Source organism: Winogradskyella aquimaris (assembly GCF_042676105.1).
GTDB classification, from domain to species: domain Bacteria; phylum Bacteroidota; class Bacteroidia; order Flavobacteriales; family Flavobacteriaceae; genus Winogradskyella; species Winogradskyella aquimaris.
In genome coordinates this window covers 474376-494017 of record NZ_JBHTJQ010000016.1, presented here as the reverse complement: position 1 = coordinate 494017, position 19642 = coordinate 474376, and the positions used below count along the sequence as shown (strand labels likewise).

The 19642-nt window shown below is 37.8% G+C and carries 18 protein-coding genes; 6 read left to right on the top strand and 12 right to left on the bottom strand.

Translation table 11 applies throughout. The features are described from left to right. Window positions 1–26 precede the first annotated feature (26 nt). The 5 genes from ACFQ1K_RS12200 to ACFQ1K_RS12180 form a co-directional block, all read right to left on the bottom strand. Window positions 27–773, bottom strand: coding sequence for a succinate dehydrogenase/fumarate reductase iron-sulfur subunit (locus ACFQ1K_RS12200; protein ID WP_320554598.1), 747 nt, complete (start codon window positions 771–773; stop codon window positions 27–29). Between the two features lie 10 nt (window positions 774–783). Further along, a complete protein-coding gene (locus tag ACFQ1K_RS12195) occupies window positions 784–1140 on the bottom strand; it encodes a hypothetical protein (protein ID WP_320554470.1) in 357 nt (118 codons plus the stop codon). A gap of 33 nt (window positions 1141–1173) precedes the next feature. After that, window positions 1174–3174, bottom strand: coding sequence for a fumarate reductase/succinate dehydrogenase flavoprotein subunit (locus ACFQ1K_RS12190; protein WP_320554471.1), 2001 nt, complete (start codon window positions 3172–3174; stop codon window positions 1174–1176). 11 nt (window positions 3175–3185) lie between these two features. After that, the gene (locus ACFQ1K_RS12185) at window positions 3186–3872 is read right to left on the bottom strand and encodes a succinate dehydrogenase cytochrome b subunit (RefSeq protein ID WP_320554472.1); all 687 of its coding nucleotides are present in this window, start codon (window positions 3870–3872) and stop codon (window positions 3186–3188) included. Window positions 3873–3979: 107 nt separating this feature from the next. Beyond that, window positions 3980–6823 (bottom strand): WD40/YVTN/BNR-like repeat-containing protein, encoded by a 2844-nt coding sequence (locus ACFQ1K_RS12180; RefSeq protein ID WP_320554473.1) that lies wholly within the window; start codon window positions 6821–6823, stop codon window positions 3980–3982. 196 nt (window positions 6824–7019) lie between these two features. Here ACFQ1K_RS12180 and ACFQ1K_RS12175 point away from each other — a divergent pair, with 196 nt between their 5' ends. Then, a complete protein-coding gene (locus ACFQ1K_RS12175; RefSeq protein WP_320554474.1) occupies window positions 7020–7319 on the top strand; it encodes a hypothetical protein in 300 nt (99 codons plus the stop codon). 160 nt (window positions 7320–7479) lie between these two features. Further along, window positions 7480–8769: an aminopeptidase P family protein gene (locus ACFQ1K_RS12170; RefSeq protein WP_320554475.1), complete on the top strand. Its 1290-nt coding sequence runs from the start codon at window positions 7480–7482 to the stop codon at window positions 8767–8769. Window positions 8770–8774: 5 nt separating this feature from the next. Here the strand turns inward: ACFQ1K_RS12170 and ACFQ1K_RS12165 are convergent, their stop codons facing one another. From ACFQ1K_RS12165 to ACFQ1K_RS12140, 6 genes are all read right to left on the bottom strand, one after another. Next, window positions 8775–10133 (bottom strand): hypothetical protein, encoded by a 1359-nt coding sequence (locus ACFQ1K_RS12165; RefSeq protein ID WP_320554476.1) that lies wholly within the window; start codon window positions 10131–10133, stop codon window positions 8775–8777. An 8-nt stretch (window positions 10134–10141) separates the two neighbouring features. Beyond that, on the bottom strand, window positions 10142–11530 hold the full coding sequence (locus ACFQ1K_RS12160; protein ID WP_320554477.1) for an McrB family protein: 1389 nt from the start codon (window positions 11528–11530) through the stop codon (window positions 10142–10144). A 2-nt stretch (window positions 11531–11532) separates the two neighbouring features. After that, a complete protein-coding gene (locus tag ACFQ1K_RS12155) occupies window positions 11533–11796 on the bottom strand; it encodes a helix-turn-helix domain-containing protein (protein WP_320554478.1) in 264 nt (87 codons plus the stop codon). Between the two features lie 195 nt (window positions 11797–11991). After that, a complete protein-coding gene (locus ACFQ1K_RS12150) occupies window positions 11992–12693 on the bottom strand; it encodes a DNA adenine methylase (protein WP_320554479.1) in 702 nt (233 codons plus the stop codon). Then, window positions 12690–13967: a branched-chain amino acid transport system II carrier protein gene (brnQ, locus tag ACFQ1K_RS12145; RefSeq protein ID WP_320554480.1), complete on the bottom strand. Its 1278-nt coding sequence runs from the start codon at window positions 13965–13967 to the stop codon at window positions 12690–12692. The genes ACFQ1K_RS12150 and brnQ overlap by 4 nt, the downstream gene beginning before the upstream one ends. Beyond that, entirely contained in the window at window positions 13967–15517 is a 1551-nt protein-coding gene (locus ACFQ1K_RS12140; RefSeq protein WP_386134249.1) for a serine hydrolase, read from the bottom strand. The genes brnQ and ACFQ1K_RS12140 overlap by 1 nt, the downstream gene beginning before the upstream one ends. A 44-nt stretch (window positions 15518–15561) precedes the next feature. Here ACFQ1K_RS12140 and ACFQ1K_RS12135 point away from each other — a divergent pair, with 44 nt between their 5' ends. The 3 genes from ACFQ1K_RS12135 to ACFQ1K_RS12125 all read left to right on the top strand — a co-directional run bounded on the left by ACFQ1K_RS12135 (window position 15562) and on the right by ACFQ1K_RS12125 (window position 17023). Further along, window positions 15562–16386 (top strand): alpha/beta fold hydrolase, encoded by an 825-nt coding sequence (locus ACFQ1K_RS12135; protein WP_320554482.1) that lies wholly within the window; start codon window positions 15562–15564, stop codon window positions 16384–16386. Between the two features lie 76 nt (window positions 16387–16462). Next, the gene (locus ACFQ1K_RS12130; RefSeq protein WP_320554483.1) at window positions 16463–16705 is read left to right on the top strand and encodes a hypothetical protein; all 243 of its coding nucleotides are present in this window, start codon (window positions 16463–16465) and stop codon (window positions 16703–16705) included. Window positions 16706–16792: 87 nt separating this feature from the next. After that, a complete protein-coding gene (locus ACFQ1K_RS12125) occupies window positions 16793–17023 on the top strand; it encodes a hypothetical protein (protein ID WP_320554484.1) in 231 nt (76 codons plus the stop codon). Here ACFQ1K_RS12125 and thiL read toward each other — a convergent pair. Then, window positions 17007–18059, bottom strand: coding sequence for a thiamine-phosphate kinase (thiL, locus tag ACFQ1K_RS12120; protein WP_320554485.1), 1053 nt, complete (start codon window positions 18057–18059; stop codon window positions 17007–17009). The genes ACFQ1K_RS12125 and thiL overlap by 17 nt on opposite strands. Window positions 18060–18168: 109 nt before the next feature. On the opposite strand from thiL, the gene ACFQ1K_RS12115 reads away from it, so the two are divergent. Then, window positions 18169–19620 (top strand): choice-of-anchor B family protein, encoded by a 1452-nt coding sequence (locus ACFQ1K_RS12115; protein ID WP_320554486.1) that lies wholly within the window; start codon window positions 18169–18171, stop codon window positions 19618–19620. The last annotated feature ends 22 nt before the right edge of the window (window positions 19621–19642 follow it).

Sequence of the window (19642 nt, the reverse complement as noted above, 5' to 3'; positions counted from 1 at the left end):
AAAATTCCTAAAATCTTTAGGAAGGATTAGCCTTTTAAACTTGCCGCTAGATACTCTCTATTCATACGTGCAATATTCTCTAGAGAAATACCTTTAGGACATTCTACCTCACAAGCACCTGTATTGGTACAGTTACCAAAACCTTCTTCATCCATTTGCTTCACCATGTTTAAAACACGATCAGTCGCTTCAACACGACCTTGTGGTAATAATGCAAACTGCGATACTTTAGCAGACACAAATAACATGGCTGAAGAGTTTTTACAACTTGCTACACAAGCACCACAACCAATACATGTTGCGGCATCAAAAGCTTTATCTGCATGTTCCTTTTCGATAGGAATGGCGTTTGCATCTTGAGTGTTACCAGAGGTGTTTACAGAAATAAAACCTCCAGCTTGTTGAATACGATCAAAAGATGAACGATCTACAATTAAATCCTTTATTACAGGAAAGGCTTTTGCTCTCCATGGTTCTATGTAAATGGTATCTCCATCTTTAAAACTACGCATGTGCAATTGACATGCCGTAATTTTAGTTTGAGGGCCGTGTGCTCTTCCGTTAATGTATAACGAACAGGTTCCACAAATACCTTCTCTACAATCATGATCAAAAGCCACTGGCTCTTCCCCTTTTTCAATCAACTCTTGATTGAGAACATCTAACATTTCTAAAAAAGACATGTCTGGAGATATCCCACTGACTGGATAGTCAACAATTTTTCCTTTATCATTAGCGTCTTTTTGACGCCATATTTTTAATGTTAAATTCATCATAGCTTTTTTATTTTTCTATTCCACGGTCTTCACCAATCTGAGAAATATTTAAACCTGCTTTCTCAAAATCAATGTCGATACCGTCTGTTTTCTTTAAAATAAAATTTAGAAGTGAGCATGCTATAAGGGTAATTATAAAAACGAATATCCCTAAGAATATAATCATAAAAATTACACCCAAAATACCACCTCCAAGCATCGCCGCTCCGGCACCAATATCCGAAAACCCTCCGACGAGTGAGGCTAATAATATAATTGGCACATAGACAATAAGTAAAATGAGTAAATATACTAGTGTAGCAACAGTAGCATACTTAACTGGGTCTATGCGTTTGAGTTTTAATTTTATTGTATCCGAATTCATTTTTAAGCGTATTGATGGTTGGTTTATTGAGTATTACTTATAGCTTCGTTCTTTAACTTCAATATTTTCGTAAGTCAGTTTTTCTTTATGGTGAACCGCTTCACTTGGTTTTCCTTTGTATTCCCATGCTGAAACATATTGAAACTCTGGTCGTCTTAAAGCTTCTCCACCTTCTGTTTGGTATTCTTCCCTAAAATGCCCCCCTGCTGACTCTTCACGTTCTAGAGCATCTTTAGCAAATAATTCTCCTAACTCCAAGAAGTCAGCAACTCGACCAGCCTTCGCCAGCTCTTCGTTATATTCATTTTCCGTTCCAGGCACAAATACGTCTTTATAGAACTCTTCTCTTAATTCCGCTATTTCGTTTATAGCTTCTTTTAATTCCTTTTCATTACGCGCCATTCCACACTTATTCCACATAATTTTACCTAAACGTTTATGGAAATAATCTACAGATTTAGACCCTTTATTATTGATGAGTTTACTGATATTCTCTCTTACATTTTGTTCTGCTTCATCAAACTCTTTGGTGTCCGTTGGTATAGCTCCCGTTCTTATATCATGGGCTAGATAATCACCGATAGTATATGGTAACACAAAATAACCATCTGCAAGACCTTGCATCAGTGCAGATGCTCCAAGTCGGTTAGCACCATGGTCCGAGAAATTAGCTTCTCCAATGGCATATAATCCAGGTACCGTTGTCATTAAGTTATAATCTACCCAAAGTCCACCCATCGTGTAGTGTACCGCAGGATAAATCATCATTGGAGTTTCGTATGGATTCTGGTCTACAATCTTTTCGTACATCTGGAATAAGTTACCATACTTATTCTCAACCACCTTTTTACCTAATTCCGTAACCACCTTTTTATCATTAACGTCAAGTCCTTTCACATACGCTTGTTCTTTTCCATAGCGCTCAATAGCTGAAGCGAAATCTAAATAAACGGCCTCGCCTGTTTGATTAACACCATATCCCGCATCACAACGCTCCTTAGCAGCTCTTGAGGCCACATCCCTTGGTACCAAATTACCAAAAGCAGGATAGCGACGCTCTAAATAGTAATCTCTGTCTTCCTCAGCGATTTCTGTTGGTTTTAGACTTCCATTTCTAATCGCTTCAACATCTTTTTTATGTTTAGGCACCCATATACGTCCATCATTACGTAAAGACTCAGACATCAATGTCAATTTAGACTGATGGTCTCCAGAAACTGGTATACAGGTTGGGTGAATCTGTGTATAACATGGGTTCGCAAAGAAAGCTCCGCGTTTGTGTGCTTTCCATGCTGCCGTAACGTTACTTCCCATCGCATAGGTGGATAAGTAAAATGCATTTCCATAACCACCTGTACCAAGAACTACAGCGTGTGCTGAATGACGTTCAATTTCACCTGTCACTAAGTTACGTGCAATAATTCCTCTGGCTTTACCATCGACAATAACAACATCTAACATCTCATGACGTGTGTACATTTTTATCTTACCACGTCCTATTTGTCTGTTCATTGCAGCATAAGCCCCAAGCAATAACTGTTGTCCTGTTTGACCTTTGGCGTAGAAAGTTCTGGATACTAATACACCCCCAAAAGAACGGTTGTCTAATAGTCCACCATACTCTCTGGCAAAAGGCACACCTTGTGCCACACATTGGTCAATAATATTTGTAGAAACTTCTGCTAATCGGTAAACGTTCGCTTCGCGAGAGCGGTAATCCCCACCTTTTACAGTATCATAAAAAAGTCTGTAGGTAGAGTCACCATCTCCTTGATAGTTCTTTGCCGCATTGATACCACCTTGTGCTGCGATAGAGTGTGCGCGTCTTGGCGAATCCTGAAAACAAAACGCCTTAACGTTGTACCCCAGCTCAGCTAAAGTAGCAGCAGCAGATCCACCTGCTAAACCTGTCCCAACGATGATAACATCTATTAAACGTTTGTTGGCCGGATTAACAAGATTAATTTCATTTTTATGTTTAGTCCATTTGTCCGCTAAAGGACCTTCTGGTATTTTAGAATCTAATATTGACATAGCTTTATTTTTTAGTGTGTAAAGTGATGGTAAACTGCAATAAAGATGAATAAAGCAGGAATTCCTATCGAATACACTTTACTAAATCCTTTAAGACTTTTAATATACTTATTGTTTGCACCAATAGATTGGAATGCCGAATTAAATCCGTGAAGTAAGTGTAATGAAAGTAAGATAAATGCCACTACATAAATCCCTACTCTGACAGGACTTACAAATTTTTCCCTTAATTCCTCATAATAACGGTAGCCTGATTCTGCATTATTAGGATCAATAAGGCCACTCATGTCACCATTCACATATTTAACCGTCATTTCATGTACCCAGAAGTCGTAAAAATGAATCCCTAAGAATGCTAAAATTACCAACCCAGTTAACAACATGTTTCTTGAGACCCAACTAGAGTTTCCTGAGGCTTCATTTTTAGCATATTTTATATTTCTAGATGCTCTATTTTTAGCTTCGAGCACAAATCCCATTATAAAATGGAAAATGACTCCAAAAATTAATATCGGTTGCATCACCCCTTGTACTAAAGGATTCGTTCCCATGAAATGTGACATTTCATTAAATAGTTCCTCACTAAACACTGAAGTGAAATTGATGGAAACATGCATTACGAGAAAAACCATTAGGAAGAGTGCCGAAAGTGCCATGGCAAACTTTCTTCCAATTGACGAATTTAGAATTCCGCTCATTGTAGATCTAATCTTTTTGTTAGTCCTACAAAAATACAGTAGAAATGGCGTTTTGACAACAAGTGTAAACTATAATTATTTATTTAGAATCGTTTTAATTAGATAGCCTACTTTATTTCTAATTTTGCCACGGATTCACCAATCTTTAAAGTATAATTCCCCTTTGGCAAATAATATTTTCCGTTGCCAGATTTACCAATTTGTAATTCTTTATTTGCTTTTTCTAAGGCTTTCTTTCCTTTTTCAGACAATGTTAAATCGTAATCCACGTAATTGAACCCTTTATCTGCCTTCAGCTGCATACTGTTTAAGACCGCACCATTTTCAGACATCACCGTCATTGTTTTTTCACCCGATGTACTGCTGAAATACTGAATGGTTTTACTCGGTTCGTAAGCATCTGACCATTGACTCCAAGCGCTTCCCCAACGGCTAGAATGTCTTACAGGGCTCACCTCAAAAATAGTGATTGGTTTTGCAGTTAAATCCGTATTCATTTGTTGTAAGGCCTCAATATTGGCTTTGTAAATGCTTCGGCCATGCGTTCCCAATAGCAAATCATTAGCTTCAGATTGCACAACCATATCATGAATGGCCACGTTTGGTAATCCTTCAGAAAATACCTCCCAGGATTGTCCCATATCAAAAGAGAGGTAGGCTCCATTGTCAGTTCCTAAGTACAACATGTTTTCGTTTTTGGGATCTTCCTTAATCACATTGACTGGAGAGGCTGGAATGTTGCCGCTAATGTCTTTCCAAGTCTGTCCATAGTCATCACTCATATACGCATAAACTTTAAAATCGTCCCAACGGTAACCATTCAAAGTCACGTAAACACGTTCTTTTTTATGCTGCGAAGCAATAACGCGACTCACCCATAAATCCTTTGGAAATGCGTTTGAAATGTTAGTCCAACTACCACCTGCATTTTTAGTAACATACACCAAACCATCATCACTTCCAGTGTAAATCAATCCAAATTGAAACGGACTTTCGGAAATGGAGGTTAAGGTCCCATAGGCCACGTTGCCTTTTTTACCACCATTGGTTAAATCGGCACTAATGGCTTCCCAATCGTTCCCTTGATTCATAGAACGCATGAGTTTATTACCACCTAAGTACAAGATGTCTTGGTTGTGTGGCGATAATAAAATCGGTGTTTGCCAGTTGAAGCGATACGGATTTTCACCTAAAGTATGCTTCGGTTGAATATAGGTTTGCTCTTCAGTGTCGAGGTTGAGCCTGTAATAGTTTCCAAATTGATACCCTGTGTACACAATATTAGAATTACGGTTATCGATCTGCACCTGCATACCATCACCTCCCATTATGGATTTCCAAGGGTATTGCCCTTGCTGATGCCAGGCTTTGTTTTCGCGCGCATTGTGAGCACCGACCCAAACACCATTGTCTTGTAAACCGCCATAAACGTTGTATGGCTTTTCGTTATCCACATTAATAGCGTAAAACTGTCCCACGGAAGGCGAATTGTTCTTTATCCAATTCGCACCATCATCATAGCTAATATTGATACCACCATCATTACCATCCACTAAATGATTTGGGTTTTTAGGATTGATCCAAAGTGCATGATGATCGGCATGGACATTTTCTGCACTAATGCTTGTAAACGTCTTACCACCATCCTTAGATTTTACAATCGGTACCCCATAGATATAAATATGATTTTCGTTGGCTGGCGACACATGAATATGTCCAAAATAGTAGCCATAACTGTAGTAAATGCCATCTAGATAATCTTCATGGGTTTTCTTCCAAGTACTACCTCCATCGGTACTTTTGTACACCTCAGCACCAACCACAGGAGTATCGAACAACATCGAATTGGCATCTTCAAGATATTTGGCTAAATCAATAGGTTTTACGTTGCCAGAACGCACCATTTGCTTAACGTTTTCAGCCCTGTATTTTTCCTGAAAACCATTCGTTCTTAAAAAAGTATTGAGTTTCTTGTTATCCAAAGCCAGAAAATCGGCATTGGACATGGTTTTAAAATCGTCTTTGGTCAAACCGTCATTGTCTCCTTTCTTTTTATCGTCTGGTCGTCTAAACTGACTGTCATGAACGGCATACACCACATCATCATTAAACACGGCTACACCAATGCGACCAACGCCATCACCTATTGGGAAACCGCTTTTTTCAGTAGAAACTTTGGTCCAGGTGTCTCCTGCATCTGTACTTTTGTATATGGCAGAATTGCTTCCATTTCCTTTGAAATTCCAAGCTTTACGATCTTTGGTCCAAGACGTGGCAAACATCACATTATAATTATTAGGACTATGTTGCAAATCAATAATACCACTCATATCATCTACAAACAAGGTCTGCTTCCATGTTTTACCACCATCAGTAGTTTTGTAAACACCACGTTCTTGATTTCGAGAATACAAATGCCCTGTCACACCAATGGTCAACACATCAGGATTGTCTGGGTGAATTAAAATGGGTGCAAAATGATGCGCATCCATCAACCCAAGATTCTCCCAAGTTTTGCCATTGTCGGTGGACTTTAACAAACCAATACCAGCATAAGAGGAACGCGATGCATTATTTTCGCCAGTTCCCACATACAGAGTTCGTGTTGGCCAGTGCACTGCAATATCACCCACGTTTTGTGTATCCGAACTATCCAAAATCGGAGTAAACGTGGTTCCGTTATTTACGGTATGCCAAACACCACCAGAGGCATAACCCACATAAAACTCTGAAGGCATGTCTGGATTCACATCCACATCCACCACACGACCGCTCATTATGGTCGGACCAATATTTTCAAAAGGAACATTCTTTACCAATGAAGTTTTTGCCATGTCGCGCTTTTGCTCCAAGGCTTTATTAACAGTTTCTGCAGCGGTTGCAGGTTGTTGTGCAAAGGTAAAACACGAGCTTACGAGAAGTAAGAACGAAAAGAATCTTGAATATGTCATGTCGGTTAGTTTTAAGATGTATGAAATTAATGAATATTGACACAAACCTCAAAAAAGTCAACACAAGTTTAACACTCATAATGATTTATGTATTTCATATTTTTTACACTTATTTATTCTGTTTTTCTTACTTTTTTAACACTTTATTAAATTATTTCACTACTTTAGGATTAATTAACTAATATATTTTTATAAAATGGAAGAGTATTTACCTTTGATTATTCAATTAATTAGTGGAGCTGTTGGTGGAAATCTTGCCGGCAAACTCATGAAAAATTCATCTCTTGGCACCTTATGGAATTCTGTTGTTGGTATTCTTGGTGGTGGGCTAGGAGGAAGCGTATTAGGGATGTTGGGATTAACAGGAGTAGAAGCAGCAGAAGCATCTACTAGTATGGATTTAAGCAGTATTTTAGGAAGTGTTGCTGGCGGTGGCGTTGGTGGTGGTATCTTAATGGCTATCATTGGCATGGTAAAAAAAGCGATGGCCAAGTAACTTTCATATAACGAACCTAAAAGTGGGCAATCTTATTACGGATTGCCTTTTTTTATGCCTTTCAAAATAGTATTTTTGGGACCATACTTTGTTTAATAAGATTTCCACTTTCTACTCAATAGATTTGAGTGCAAACTGTGGGACTAAAAATAACCAACAAATGAAATACGATTTAATAGACCGTAACCTCTTTATAAACAACCGTAAAAACTTTGCGGCTCAAATGAAGCCCAACAGTTTAGCGGTTTTTAACTCTAACGATATTTATCCAGTGAGTGCCGATAGCACCTTACCGTTTGCACAGCATCGCGATATTTTTTACCTGAGTGGTGTGGACCAAGAAGAAAGTATTTTGGTCATCTTTCCAGATTGTCCAAAGGAAAAGCATCGTGAAATCTTATTCTTAAAAGAAACGAACGAGCACATTGCGGTTTGGGAAGGTGAAAAATTGACCAAAGAAAAAGCTTTTGAAACCTCAGGTATTAAAACCGTGTATTGGCTTCAGGATATGGAAAAAATTATGTTTGAACTGATGACGCAATGCGATACCGTGTATGTTAATACCAATGAGCATTACCGCGCCAATGTGGAGACCGAAACCCGCGAAGACCGCTTTACCAAGTGGCTAAAGGACAAATATCCTGCACATAGTGTGGCCAAGAGCAATCCCATTTTACAACGTTTACGCTCTGTAAAAGACCCGATAGAATTGGCACTGATGCAAAAAGCCTGTGATATTACCGAAAAAGGCTTTAGACGCATCCTCAATTTTGTAAAACCTGGTGTTTGGGAATACAATATTGAAGCCGAATTTATGCACGAGTTTTTAAATAACCGTTCCAAAGGCTTTGCCTATACACCGATTATCGCCTCAGGCAACAATGCCAATGTATTGCACTATATTGAAAATAACCAACAGTGTAAAGCAGGCGACCTCATCTTATTGGATGTTGGCGCTGAGTATGCGAACTACTCTAGTGATATGAGCAGAACCATTCCAGTATCTGGTAAGTTTACCGACCGACAGAAGCAAGTGTATAATGCCGTAAACCATGTGAAGGACGAAGCCACCAAACTCTTGGTGCCTGGCACGCTTTGGGAACAATATCATGTGGAAGTAGGCAAACTGATGACCTCAGAATTATTAGGCCTTGGTTTATTGGACAAAGCCGATGTGCAAAACGAAAACCCAGATTGGCCAGCCTATAAAAAGTACTTTATGCATGGAACATCGCACCACATTGGCTTGGACACCCACGATTACGGATTGCTGCACGAACCGATGCAAGCCAACATGGTCTTTACTGTAGAGCCTGGTATTTATATCCCAGACGAAGGCTTTGGCATCCGTTTAGAGGATGATGTGGTGATCCAAGACTCTGGAGAACCGTTTAACTTGATGCGTAACATCCCAATTGAAGTGGAAGAGATTGAGGAGTTGATGAATTAGTTACTTTAATTAGAATATGATTTTTCAATTGCATGAATTTCACTCATTAAAAGAGTTTTAGTTTGATGAATAATTTCTTTTTTCAATGGGATTCCAATGATAGTAATTAAATTCGAAACTTCATTTATTCGATTCCTATACTCAATAGTTTTTGATTCTAATTTTTCTGAAGGATAACAAAGGACACCATTTTTTGAAATTGTTTTACTGAACGATGAATACGCCATAATTTGGTGCAAATCATGACGATGGTCGTCTTTAAGATTTTCGCTATCACCAAATTTATTATATAGATTAGACTTGTACTTTGCGTCAATAAACACAAGTAAATTTTTCTTCTGATATATAGCATCTGGCTCAATATGTTTGAGTTCCCATGAGTAAAACTTTTTTGAATAAGCCTTTAATTTATAATTTGTTAAAAGCTGCCCACCAACCTCTTTTGCAACAAGCTTAAAAATATGTTGAACAAATTTTTCAAAAACATCCGAAAAATCGACCTTCCATGCTGTACTATCTAACAAGTTAAAATTTAAAATTTTATTAGCCTGCTGCTTACATTTAGTAACTTTAGGGTTATCTGAAAACTTAATAGATATGTTTGTGGTATACTTCGGTTGATGATAATACAATTTTTCTTCTAAAAAATTTAGTCTACTTCTTAAGTTCGTTTTTATTCTAATTGGAGTATTTGCTGAAAGTATTTCTTTTTTACATATATCAAAAACAAAGCGTAACTCTGAATATTCTGGATGAAATTCACTTAAAATATTCTTACGTACAGGAAACTTTAATCGGTTTTCAACTTTATATTCAATTTTGGAATATTTCTGCCAATTTATTTTACCAGTAGGTTCCCCTGAAGTTTTTTCAATATTGTCAAATTTTCTCCAATTCAATTTTATCAAACTCTCTAAGGATTTAATGTACTTAACAGCTTCAAGGTACAAGGGTGGTCTAAAATTTTTCCCTGAAGCCAACGGAAGACTATCTAAAATATCTGGACTTATTTCTGTATCAAGTAGATTTAAAATTTCAATATAATCTTCATACCGATTATATCCTGAAAACCTTGGTGTAACTACAAAATCACCAATTTGTTTACCTGTATCAGGTGCTCTTAATGGTATAGAACCTATAAGTCGTGAAGTACGAAAAGCAATTGAAACATTTTGGTCTGTCCCAACTATTAAAGGCTGAACATCTAAAAATTTAAACTCCTTAGCGTTGTAATTTATAAACTTTTGAAGATACTGACCAATTACCCGTTTATCTGCGGATTTAAACCACTTTTTTTGTAAAAATATTCCATTAAATTGCTTTGAATTTTCAGTTAAACAAGGTATTTCGCAGAATACATCCATACTTTGAGTTATTCAAATAAAGATTGGTTTATTCTAGAAGTGAAATAATTATTGAACTCCTCCTTTGCATTCTTTAATAGTCCTTCTTGCAAATACTCCCTTACTAAAGGAAATATTTCATATTTAATTCTATTTTCCATCTCTTCATTACTGTCTGCAATAAAGTATCCTTGTCCTGGCTGTAAAGAAAGTTCACTACTAGATGCATACCAATCAAATATTTCTTGTATCCTAGCAAAATCTTCCTTATAAAAGCTTTTTGCTTTGATTGGTTTAGGTTTTAATGAATACCAAGCAAATCTTCTTCTAAGTGCAAAGTCAACAACCGCTAAACTTCTATCAGCTGTGTTCATTGTGGCGATAACATAAAAATTTTCTGGCAACTTAGTAATTTTTAATTCTGGTGTGATTTCTATTTGAATATTAGATACCTCCATTTTATGTTCAAATAAATAAAAGACAGGTCCCAAAACATTAGAAAGATTTGCCCTATTAATTTCGTCTACAATTAAAATAACTTTTTCATTATCATTGTTCAATGCGTATTTCAATGATTGTGTGAAAATGCCTAAAGTTTCTTTATAACTTAGTTCTTTATTTTTTATATCTGGTCTAATGCCGTAAATGAAATCAGAAAATGTTGTTTCTGCATGAAATTGGGTAAAGAATGTTCTTGCACCAATTTCATTTGCAACCTTTTTTGCCATTCTTGTTTTTCCGGTTCCAGGTGGGCCTTGTAAAACTAAATATTTTCTATCTTCAAATAGTTTTTTAATCTCAACGCTGTCATCTACCAATTCATCTTTAATGAAAGGTTCTAAAGCATCAGAAATTGCTTTACGATGACTTTTATTTGTTGGCCAGTCTCTTAATTTAGCATAACCAGCTAAAAAAGCTGCAATCACCTTTTTACCGTCTATACTCTCCGGATTATCAACTATCTGACATGCGGGTAAAACTTTAGTATATGTTTTTATGGTATTCTTTAAATGTTGTAAATCTGAATTAGCAGTAATACTTTTTGGTAAACTGGTTTCAATATCAGAGAAATCAGATTTGCAAAACCCTCTATCATTAGTAAGTCTTGAATACAATCTTCTTAAACCTGGAAAGGTTGCGAGTTCGTAATCATTTTTAAACCCACTTGACCCAACACCTAAGCAAATCAACCAAGGCTTATCATTTTCACTTGGAAAAATAGTAAATGAAAAATCGTGGAAAGGCCCAGAAGCTTCCTCCTCAGAATGAATAAAACCAAAATAAGCGCCATTGTCTTTCAGAGCCTCCTTTCCTGTATTATTCCTCTCAACATATGGCTTATTGAATTCATTTTCTGGTTTTGCCCCAAATTCTATTGACTTTTCTTTTATAAATTCTCTTATTGATTCTATACTCATTTCTAGTTTTTAAATTGATAATCTTTGTAATTGATTTTTGAATTTTGCTCTTGAAAATCTAATAACTTTGATACATCCATTTCAAATGCTTTAGCGAAAACCAAAATATTGGTCAACGAAATATTGCGTTCACCACGCTCAATCATTCCAATATAAGTTCTATGAAAACCTGTAATAAAGGAGAGTTCTTCTTGACTGAGATTTTTTTGGTTTCTTAAAAAACGTATTCGATTTCCAAATTCTTTTAATATGAATTGATTCACCATAAACCAAAACTATACTTATTGTATGCAGTATTCAACATACAATAAGTATCATTTAGAAGTCAAAAAGATTGAATAAGGTAAAACTAAACTCACACAAAATCACCCTCAAACACATAAAATTGCAACTTCTGTAAGGTTTCTATCTTGCCGCTAATATCAACTAAAAGTAAAATATTGCTGTTTTACTACTAGCAATCATCGATAAACAAACAACCGTTCTATACTTTCTTTAGGAGCTAAATTTTCGGCATGCCAAGAAAAGGTGGTTTTGGCACCTTTTTCCCAAATACAGGTAAAGTCCTCTGGTGCCTTGTACTCGCTAATAAAGACGTGATGCCCTGCTTTATGTTGTTGTCTGCACCACTCCCAAAATTGCTCATGGTCAAAACCATCTCTGTATTTGGTCGTAGAGGCATAAGGTGGATCGCAATAAATGATGCTGTTTTTGGGTATTTCTAAATCGAGATAAGATTGACAAGAGAGTTGTACTCCTTCTAAATGGGGCACTTGCTTGGTGATGTTGCGGTAATGCTCAGACCAATAATCGCGTTTGCCCTGCTTATCGCGTCGGTAACCTGCAAACCATTTGCCACCAAAGGAGTTAAAACCTACATAAGCCACAAGGTATTTTGGATAGTCTTCTTGGTTGTATTTAATGGCTATGTATTCATCCTCACTTACCGATTTTGGCGGATCCCAATTCTCATAAATCAAGGCGTGCCACATCGCCATGAGTTCCTCGTGCTGGTCGTTGGCAATTCTAATGCCATCCACCTTGTCAATCATATTCATACCGCCTGCAAAAGGCTCCACATAAGCTTGTCCTGGCTGACGGTCCTTTAAAATAATTGGCAACAAGTCCTTGGCAAAACGTGCCTTGCTTCCCATGTATTTCATAGACCACGTTTTTGTATGCGTTGTACCATCATTGAAATGGCATAAGCTACACAAGCTGGTAATAACCAGCCTAAACTGTATTGTGCCAATGGCATAAGTTCCACATATGCATTGATAGCCTCTGGACTAAAATATCCAATCACATCAGGTATGCTAAACACCATGGTAGTCATCACTACTATTTTAAACATCAGTGGTGTGGCCCATCTATCGGGTAATACATTAAGAATGATCATAGCAATAGACATGGGATAAATAAAGAATAAGGCTGGTAGCGCAATATCAATAATAAAACCCACATCGTAACTGCCCATAATCACTCCAAACACACAGCAAATAATGGCTACAATAACATAGGCTCTTTCGTTTTGGTTATACAGCGCTTTAAAGAAATCGGCCAAGGAGACCACAATAGCCACCGCTGTGGTAAAACAAGCAAGTGCTACCAAAACACTTACAAAAGTACCACCTATATCTCCAATCATGGTTTTGGACAAGCCCAACAACAGACCGGTTCTGGTAGTCTCTTCTGAAAACGCATTACTATATAAAGCGCCTAAGGCAATAAGTCCTGCATAAATAACAAACAGACCAAACATGGCAATAAAGCCAGATTTGGCAATAATGCGTTTCTTTTCGGTATAAGTTTTTAAACCGTCTTTATTTAGGGAAATGATAATCACGCTTCCCATCACAATACCTGCAACAGCGTCGTAAGTTTGATAGCCCTCCAACAAGCCATCTACCAATGGTGCTTTTAAACTCCCCAAACGCATAAGATCTGGTGGTGCCACCAGTCCTAACACCACAATGGTTAACACCATAATCACGATGATAGGTGTGAGGTATTTTCCTAAAATCTCCAATGCTTTTGAACGGTTCAGTACAAAAAGCAACACTAAGGCAAAATAGATGCAACTGGTTAGCAAGGGAGACGTTCCAAATAATGGTGCTATGGCCATTTCGTGGGTAACCGCTGCTGTACGCGGTGCTGGCAATACAATAATGATAAGAAACATCACTAAGCAATACACCAGACTAAATGTCGATGATACTTTTTTCCCAAAATCCAACATGGTACCTTGCAGTTTGGCATGACCAAACAGCGAGAGCATTGGAATTACCGTTGTAGTAATCATAAAGCCAATGGCTACCAACCACCAATCTGGCCCAGCGTTGAACCCTAAAAATGGTGGAAGGATTAAATTTCCTGCTCCAAAAAAGCCAGCAAATAAAGCAAAGCCAAATAGAAAAATACGCTTGGTGTCGCTCATTACTTGGTCTTTTTAAGTTCTAAATCGTGAAAGTCAAAGCTGAAATCGGTAATGGGAGCTATGTATTTCATGGTGGCAGAAACAGCGTCTCCCTTCTCATTAAAGGTAAACTGCACAAAGACATCGGCATCGTAACTTCTGTCCTTCCATTTGGCTACAAAGGTGGTGGCGTTGTAGGGTAATAGTTCTCCAAACAAACGTGGCGAGCGTTCACAATTGATACTGTATTGATTGCCATCATGGGAAATCGTAATATCACCAAACCAATCGTCAGTGTACGTCCCTACGATTTGTTCAGGATTTGGGATGGTCAATTGCGTTTTTGCCTTTTCAACTTGGGCAAACACCTCAGCTTTAATACTGTCGTTATACTTTAAAAAGTCGGCATTATTTTTCCCTAAACGTTCTAACCAGTTTCTATTGTCGTAGCCTAAATAGGAATCCTTAATCGTGTTGGTAATGGTGTTAAACGCCGAACCGTTCATTTGGTTAGTTAACACCACAATGGCCAAATCTAAATCTGGAATCATGGTAAACTGCGTCACAGTACCAATCAAGCCACCTGTGTGATAGACCTGTTTGTAACCCCCTTTTACATCCGTCACAAACCAACCCAAACCATAACCTCTAAAATTAGAATCGTAGGAATCGTTGGCTCTTACTTTTAATGGAGTTTGTAATTGCCAAAGTTCATGGAATTGGGCTTCACTCAATAAACGTTCTCCGTTTTCGGTAATTGCATCATTCATTAAGAACTTTGCCCAAGTCATCATATCGTGTACATTACTGACAATGCCTCCTGCTGCATTTGCGGTTTCACTCCAGTCGTGTGGAATCTGAATCACTTTTCCTTCAGCTCTGGTGTGCGCGTCTATAATATTTGACTTGTCCTTCACGCGATTATAAGATGCTTTAGAGCTGGTCATGCCCACAGGTTTCATGATTCGAGTTTCAATATAGTCTTCCCACGACAGACCAATCACACGTTTCAACACTTCACCTGCAATAATAAACATGTTGTTATTGTAGGCATACTGACTTCGGAATGAGGTTTCGGGCTCTAAATACTTCACGTTTTCAATAATATCTTGAACTGTGAAATCATTGCCTTCAGGAAAAAACATGAGATCACCAGCACCCAAGCCCATACCACTGCGATGCGTTACCAAATCTCTAACGGTAAAATTTTCGGTAACCCATGGGTCGTGCAATTGAAACTCAGGAATATATTTACGTACGGGATCGTCCCAATTTAATTTACCCTCATCAACAAGCATGGCCAATGCAAAACAGGTAAATCCCTTACTGTTGGAAGCTACCCCAACCAAGGTTTCAGAATTCATTTCCTTCCTAGTAGTTAGGGAACGCACTCCATGCCCTTTGGCATAAACTTCTTGGCCGTCTTTAAACACACCAACCGAAATACCAGGCACATCGAAGGTAATGAGCGTTTCTTGGACGAGTTTATCAATTTCAGCTTCTTCGAGTTGAGCAAAGGCATAGGAACTGCATACAAAAAGAATGGCGACAAACAAGCGTTTTAAAAGCATGGATTTATGAGTTAATATGAAAGACTTCAAATATAACAAATGTTATGATTGAAATATTTATTGATGACAAATCTAAGCCTATCTTTGCAAGCATGACCTTAGACTACAAAAACATTAAATTACATTATACGGTTTCAGGCAAAGGTGACACTGTAGTTCTGTTGCATGGTTTTTTAGAAACCATCGAAATGTGGAAAGATTTAGAACCTGAATTTGCTAGAACCCATCAAGTAATTTGTATCGATTTGTTAGGCCATGGCCAAACGGAATCTTTAGGCTATGTGCACACCATGGAAGACATGGCGGATGCCGTGCTAACTGTCATAAAACACTTAAAGATAAAAAGAGCTAAAGTGGTAGGCCATTCTATGGGTGGCTATGTGGCTTTGGCATTGGCAGAACAACAACCTCAGCTTTTTGAAGGGCTCTGTTTAATGAATTCTACGTTTGAAGCGGATAGTAAAGAACGAAAGCGCTTAAGGACGCGCGCTAACGACATGGCCAAAACCAATTTTGATAATTTAGTCCGCATGTCCTTTGCCAACCTCTTTGCCCCTGAAAGCCGAGTAAGCTTTAAAACCGAATATGAATGGGCCTTGGACATTGCCCTTAAAACATCACTACAAGGCTATATGGCTGCTAATGAAGGTATGAAGCTAAGGTCTAATCGATTTGAAATTTTCAAATCGCTTAAGGCTCATAAGCTGATTATTATTGGCAAAAAAGATGCGCTTATCAATGGAGAACAACTCCTTTCAAAACTTGAAAATACGGATATAGATTATGCTGAATTATCTGAAGGACACATGAGCCATATTGAAAATAAATCAGAATTAACTTACTTTTTATTACATTTTATCGAAAAATAATACTCTTAGGCGTTTTTTTGTGGAAATTATTTTAAGTTTAACGTGTAAATCATGTTTACCCTAAATTTAACCTACTATGTCAGCAACGAAACTTTACTGCGACTTCTTTGGTCACAACTATCAAATGACTAGAAAAGTAACCAACCACGTTAAGGAGTATACGTGCAGCTGTTGCAAGAAACAGCTCACTACAGACAGCAATGGTACTCTTACCGAATTAACCCCAAAATATCAGGATATCAATTCGGCTTTAGAACGTATTTATAACAATAGAATGTTGCGTTTAAAGCGAAAAACACTCAATTCATCGATTTGTTGATTGTTAATAACCTGTGAATAACTGTTTTTCTTATATTTAGTTTCCTTAAAAGAGATTAATCCTTAATTAAGAAAAATAGCCCTCACAATGAAACATCTGTATTGCTCGTTATTCGGACATGAATATAAAGTCTCCAAAGTAGTTACCTATCATGTTAAGGAATACAAGTGCAAGCATTGTAAATCTGAAATGACCATAGATGGTAATGGACGATTTATTCCCTTAACCCCAAAGTACAAAGAAATCAACTCGGTATTAAATCGCGTACACAACAAGCGTCTTGAAAAAAGCCAAAAGCTTTTTATGGCTGATTATTAAGCGCATTCCAACCTTTTGCAATTATCGGAATTTTCTGTTCTCCTCTGGTGACCAGATGCATACCTTGCGCTTCCTCTGTCATGTAACCAATCACTGTTAGATTGGGATTCCCTTTAATTTTCGGATAGTCCTTTTGTGAAATCGTCATTAACAATTCATAATCCTCACCTCCATTTAAGGCCACGGTGGTGCTATCAACATTAAACTCCTCACAAGTTGAAATCACTTGGGGATCTAGAGGAATTTTATTTTCATAAAGATCAACACCCACTTTGCTTTGTTTACACAAATGAATAATCTCTGAAGACAAACCATCACTGATATCAATCATGCTTGTTGGTTTTACTTCTAATTTTTGAAGTAACTCAACGATGTCTTTTCTCGCTTCCGGTTTTAATTGTCGTTCAACAATATAGGTGTACATGGATAAGTCTGGTTGTGAATTTGGATTTACTTTAAAGACCTCCTTTTCACGTTCTAGTACTTGCAATCCCATATACGCACCACCAATATCACCAGTCACGACGAGTAAATCATTTGGCTTGGCACCTGAGCGCAACACTTCTCGTCCTTTTTCAACTTCACCAATCGCTGTAATGGAAATGATCAGTCCAGAAGTTGACGAGGTGGTGTCACCACCAACAACATCAATATGATACAAATTAGCGGCCGTAGTAATCCCTGCGTAAAGTTCTTCTAAAGCCTCCAGTGGAAAGCGGTTGGAAACCGCTATCGAGACCGTGATTTGGCTTGCCACCGCATTCATGGCATAAATATCGGAAAGGTTCACCATAACCGCTTTATACCCTAAGTGTTTTAAGGGCACATAGCTCAAATCAAAATGCACTCCTTCGACCAGCAAATCCGTAGAGACCACGATTTGTTTTTTACCGTAGTTTAAAACAGCTGCGTCATCACCTATCCCTTTTACAGTCGATTTGTGACTAATCTTAAAATGTTCCGTGAGGTGGTCTATCAATTTAAACTCTCCTAGCTCACTTAAGGGAGTACGCTTAGGGTTCTTATCTTCTATCATACTACAAAAATATTATGCTTTTTTTAAATAAAAGCATCATTGTCAACGTTTATTAATCCCTAATTTTAAGCATATTCAAAAATTACTGTAAATTGCTAAAAAAAAGTTGATGAAATTTATGGCTCCAAAACAATATTTCTTCTCAGTTATTAGTGTGATTTTTATGGTTTTCATGGTTTTAGGATGTTCCAATGATGATACGCCAGCCAATTTAGATACAGATAACGATACCATTTTTGACAGTTCTGATAATTGCCCAACCATTGCCAATGAAGACCAATTGGATACCGATGGTGATGGTCTTGGTGATGCCTGTGATGAAGACGATGATAATGATGGCATCTTGGATGAAAACGACAACTGTCCCTTAACGGCAAACCCTTTGCAAGAAGATGCCGACAATGATGGCCTTGGTGATGCCTGTGATGACAATACAATTTTACCGCAGTTTCCTTGTGAAAACGGATTTGCCAACGGACACCCATGTAGTGGGTTTGATTTAATGAGCCATATTCCAATTGCTGATTTAGGTGGTGCTGGTGCAGAAGGTAATGATTCTTGGGGTTGGACAGATCCCCAAACCGGAATTGAATATGCCTTAATGTGCACCACTACAAACACGGCGTTTGTGGATATCTCTGACCCGTCAAATCCCATTATAGTAGGAACGCTCCCTACAGCAACTGCAAATAGTCCGTGGCGCGATGTTAAAGTGTATAACAATCACGCCTTTGTAGTAAGTGAAGCTCCTGGGCACGGTATGCAGGTATTTGATTTAACCCGTTTAAGATCGGTCACAAATCCACCTGAGACCTTTACAGCAGATGCCAATTATAATGGTTTTGGCAGCGCTCATAATATTGTGATTAATGAAGAAAGTGGCTTTGCTTATGCCGTAGGGTCAGATACGTTTAACGGAGGTCCTCATTTTGTGAATATCCAAAACCCCACATCTCCGATTGCCGCAGGTGGTTATGCTGAAGACGCTTATTCCCACGATGCTCAAGTCGTGACTTATAACGGTCCTGACGCTGATTATATTGGTCGAGAAATTTTAATAGGCAGTAATGAAAACGAAGTCGTCATTGTAGATGTAACTGATAAGACCAATCCGGTTCAAATCTCAACGATAGATTATGGGAACCTGGGTTATGCCCACCAAGGTTGGTTTACCGATGATATGGTTTATTTTCTGCTTGGGGACGAGGTTGATGAAATCAATTTTGGCCTTAATTCGAGAACTATAGTTTTTAATTTTAGTGATTTGGACAACCCTGAATATCACATGGAATATCTTGGACCAACTGCCGCTATTGATCACAATGGATATGTTGTAGGCAATACATTTTATGTTGCCAATTATACAGCAGGATTAAGAGCCATAGACATTTCGAGCCTAGATGCTGGAATCATGACCGAAGTTGGATATATAGACACCTTTATACCAAATGATAATACGGCCTTTAATGGTGCTTGGAACATTTATCCATTCTTCGAGAGCGGACATATTTTGGTTAGTGATATTGATGGAGGTTTGTTTATTGTAAGACCTTCAAATTAAAGTTATGCTTGGCAAAGCCATC